This is a genomic window from Clostridium tarantellae, assembly GCF_009295725.1.
GTDB lineage: Bacteria > Bacillota > Clostridia > Clostridiales > Clostridiaceae > Sarcina > Sarcina tarantellae.
The window spans coordinates 1-3,127 of record NZ_WHJC01000355.1; the positions used below are offsets into that span (position 1 = coordinate 1).

General features: G+C 27.1%; 4 protein-coding genes. All 4 read right to left on the reverse strand.

Annotated elements, in window-relative coordinates; all coding sequences use genetic code 11:
• Positions 1-712: HTH domain-containing protein (locus GBZ86_RS14295; RefSeq protein WP_152891779.1), on the reverse strand; the 712-nt coding region annotated here is incomplete at its 3' end.
• 85 nt (positions 713-797) lie between these two features.
• Complete coding sequence (locus GBZ86_RS14300; protein WP_152891781.1) at positions 798-2,207, reverse strand: PTS ascorbate transporter subunit IIC; 1,410 nt, start codon at positions 2,205-2,207, stop codon at positions 798-800.
• A gap of 11 nt (positions 2,208-2,218) precedes the next feature.
• Positions 2,219-2,503 carry a PTS sugar transporter subunit IIB gene (locus GBZ86_RS14305; RefSeq protein WP_152891783.1) on the reverse strand — a complete coding sequence of 95 codons (285 nt, stop codon included), beginning with the start codon at positions 2,501-2,503 and terminating at the stop codon, positions 2,219-2,221.
• Positions 2,504-2,530: 27 nt separating this feature from the next.
• Positions 2,531-2,977 (reverse strand): PTS sugar transporter subunit IIA, encoded by a 447-nt coding sequence (locus GBZ86_RS14310; RefSeq protein WP_152891785.1) that lies wholly within the window; start codon positions 2,975-2,977, stop codon positions 2,531-2,533.
• Positions 2,978-3,127 lie beyond the last annotated feature (150 nt).

Here is a 3,127-nt window from a genome sequence, read left to right on the forward strand (position 1 = left end):
CCAAAGTATTAATTGTTAATTTATCAAAATCCGGATCTGATAATACAAAATTTAATTTATTTTCTAATTTTTTAATTATATGCTGTACGAATTTTATTTTTTCATTATTAAAATTTAAACAATGTAGATCATTATAAATTACATTATTTTCTTTTTCATAAATATGATTAATAGTTTCTATAATATTATATTTATTTTTATAATTAATTAGTAAATCAACTGTAGCCTTTCTAATCTCAATTTCTTCACCACGAAATATTATTCCATTTCTTTTCCCATTTATTATCTTTATATTATATTTTTCAAGCCATTGTCTTACTAGCTTCATATCTGAAACTAAAGTACTTTTACTAATCTTCAATTTGTTAATAAGTATTTCATAATTTATATTTGATTTAGAATTTAATAACTCATATAAAATTATTACTACCCTCTCTTTTTGACATAAAATATATTCTTGAAAATCTAAGTTATTAAATATTTTATATATTTTATTTTTATCCGAAGTACTACTTTTATAAAGTATACCTGAATTTGGCTTTCTAATTATTTTACTTAAGTTATTTACTTTTAAAAAATAATCTATTTTATCTAAATCATATCTTATAGTTCTATTACTTACATTAAATGTATTTGCTAATTCTTCTATTTTAACAACTTTGTCGTATTCAAATAAATTAAATAATATTTTTGTACATCTTTTATTTAACATAATTACCTCATTCTTTAAAATTAAATCAAAAGGCTGCTATAACACTTCTGAAATAGTAGCCTTTTGATTTTAAATATTTATTTTTTTAAAATTTTTGTTTTTCTTCATATACATTATTTAGTACTTCTTCATCTTCTTCTGTTACATTATTTAAAACTTTACTCTTAGTTTTAATAAAGTTTGGAACGATTAATGCTATTATTAAAGCAATAGCTATTCCAATAACTCCAGCTCGTCCTAAATATTCATATGTTTTTCCTATAACAAGTCCTATTATTCCAAAGTCAAAATCTCCAAATGTAGTATTTTGAAAACCTAAATTCCCTAGTATAGGCAATAATAAAGCTGGTATAAAGCTTAATAATAATCCATTTACAAACGAACCAAAAATAGCTCCTCTTTTTCCACCTGTAGCATTGCCATAAATCCCTGCTGTAGCACCACAGAAAAAATGTGGCACTAACCCTGGTATTATTAATACTCCTCCTAAAACTCCTAGTATTAACATTCCAACTATTCCTCCTACAAAACTAGCAATAAATCCTATTACTACTGCTGTTGGAGCATATGCAAAAAATACTGCGCAATCTACTGCTGGTATAGCATTTGGTATAACCTTTGTAGCTATACCTTGGAATGCTGGCAATAAATCTCCTAAAATCATTCTAACTCCTGAGTAAACTATAGTTACACCAACTGCAAATTTCATTGCACATAATAACGCAAATAATATTGGAGCCTTACCATTTGATAATGTTGACACATATTGTGGACCTGCTGCTATGGCTGCTATTAAATAAAATATCATCATTGTTAATGCTGTTGATATTGTTGTATCTCTTAAAAATCCCCACTTTTCTGGTATTTTAATATTTTCAGTACTTTCCTCTTCTTTACCTACTTTACTTCCTACCCAAGCTGAAATATAATAAGCTAAACTTCCAAAGTGACCCATAGCAACATCATCACCATCTGTTACTTTTAAAGTATATCTTTGTCCTATAGCTGGTGAAATAGCACTCCACGCTCCTAAAATTATTCCTCCAAGAGCAATTAATACAATTCCATTAAATCCTGCCGTTTGTAATACTGCTGATAATAAACATGCCATAAAAAAACTATGATGTCCTGTTAAAAATACATATTTATATTTTGTAAATCTAGCAATAAGTAAATTTATTATTAATCCAGTTATCAATATAGACATAGTTTCCACACCTAAAATTTTTTGTGCTAAAGAAACTATTGCTTCATTATTAGGAATTACACCTTTTATATTAAATCCTTTTTCTATCATTTTACCTAAAGGATCTAAATTTAAAACTATAAAATCAGCCCCAGCCCCTAACATTAAATATCCTAAAATAGGCTTTAATGTTCCTGACATAATTTTATGTGCTGGTTTCTTTAGAGCTACAAGTCCTACAAATGCCATTAAACCCATTAATAGAGCTGGTTCTGTTAGTACATCTTTAAAAAACTCTAATACTCCCATTGTTTTTCCTCCTATTTATTTAATTGTGCATAAATTTCTTTTATTTTACTTAGTATATCCTCTCTAATTTTTTTCCTATTTACGTAACTTCTAACCACAGCTACATTATCAAAATCAAATTGATCCGCTAACTCCTTCACCGTAACATATAAATCACACTTTTTGCCTGATGCCGCATTAAAATCACAACACTCTACGTCTACATTCATACCTTCTTCTCTACATAATTCCTCTATTTTTGTAGCTAACATTAGACTACTTCCTATACCATTACCACAAACTGTTATTATTTTCATGTTTTTCACCATTCCTTTACTTTATTTCTATTTATATCTTTCTAATAAATCAATAATATCTTTTTTACTTTTACATAAATCTATTTTTTTTACAAATTCATCATCTTCTAAAACTACCATTAAATTTTTAAGCAATTCTATATGTGATTCATGATTTTTAGCACATAAACAAATTACTACTTTAACAGGATCATACTCTTTATTTCCAAACTCCACTGGTGTTTTTAAAGTTATTAATGATACTCCTACTGCATTAACACCATCTTCTGGTCTTCCATGAGGCATTGCAATACCCTCTGAAATAACTATATATGCTCCCATTTCCTTTACGGTATTTATCATTGCTTGTACATATTCTTTTTGCACAAGTCCCTTTTTCACCAATAACTCTCCTGCTTTTTTTACTGCTTCTTCCCAATTTTCTACATTAACATCTAACTCAATAACATCTTCATCCAAAAATTTACTTATCATATTTAACCCTTCTTTTTTACATAGTTAGTGTAAAGTTTCTACACTACTTTTCTTTTTAAAATCTTTATATATCAAGGTTTCGAAAGTTTTTTTGCATAAAAAAACAACGACCCCCTAATTTCATGTTAAAATTGAATCTCAAAACCACAA

Bases quoted from the DNA above. Each gene is read 5' to 3' on its own strand.
- GBZ86_RS14300 (WP_152891781.1), bottom strand. From the start codon at position 2,207: ATGGGAGTATTAGAGTTTTTTAAAGATGTACTAACAGAACCAGCTCTA.
- GBZ86_RS14305 (WP_152891783.1), bottom strand. From the start codon at position 2,503: ATGAAAATAATAACAGTTTGTGGTAATGGTATAGGAAGTAGTCTAATG.
- GBZ86_RS14310 (WP_152891785.1), bottom strand. From the start codon at position 2,977: ATGATAAGTAAATTTTTGGATGAAGATGTTATTGAGTTAGATGTTAAT.